The sequence below is a fragment of the Serratia sp. T13T92 genome, assembly GCF_047530105.1.
GTDB lineage: Bacteria > Pseudomonadota > Gammaproteobacteria > Enterobacterales > Enterobacteriaceae > Chania > Chania fonticola.
Genome location: NZ_JBLJAK010000145.1, coordinates 1 through 568, shown reverse-complemented (window position 1 = coordinate 568; position 568 = coordinate 1). Strand labels below are relative to the sequence as shown.

1 pseudogene is annotated in these 568 nt (G+C 51.2%); it reads right to left on the bottom strand.

Going from position 1 to position 568, the window contains the following annotated elements:
* Positions 1–515, bottom strand: a pseudogene (locus ACMV5I_RS29640) (IS4 family transposase); the annotation flags it as partial.
* Between the last annotated feature and the right edge of the window lie 53 nt (positions 516–568).

Genomic DNA, 568 nt, shown 5'->3' with positions numbered 1-568 from the left:
CTTATGTGCCTGAACCAGTCAGTTCTGAAGCCCGCATCCGTGATTATTGTGACGGGTTTTCCGTCGGGAATGGCCGCGTGGAGACGGTCAAGGAAGGCGCACTGAACCTGGCTGTTTTGTGCCAGCCAGGCGGGCACCACTTCGCTCATCAGAGGGAGTGAACGGCCATTACAGACTAGACTTGCCCGCAGCAGGTGCCAGTTTTTGTCATGCCATCCGCTCCAGTCGACAGCAATAACGCAGAACGGCATCAGTGAGGTGATAGACCGGGTAAGCATCTGTTGAATAAGGGGAAGATCGTGATGAAGAGCAGTATTACCGAGGGCTCGATCAACACGCTTAATTTTATTTTTGACGTGAGCTCTGCCTGGAAGCGAACGGCCGAGACTGGTCAGCGTCAAGTCAGCGCCGTTGCAAAGTGCAATGGTCATAGAGATAAGCACATTGATCCGAAAGGAATGGATACCACGTAAAGACGCGGAGAAAAATTTCTGGCAAACTGTTTGTAAAGGCACGATGAGGTCTCTTCTGTTTTGTTAGCGCAACCAGTAGATCACACTTCATCGTG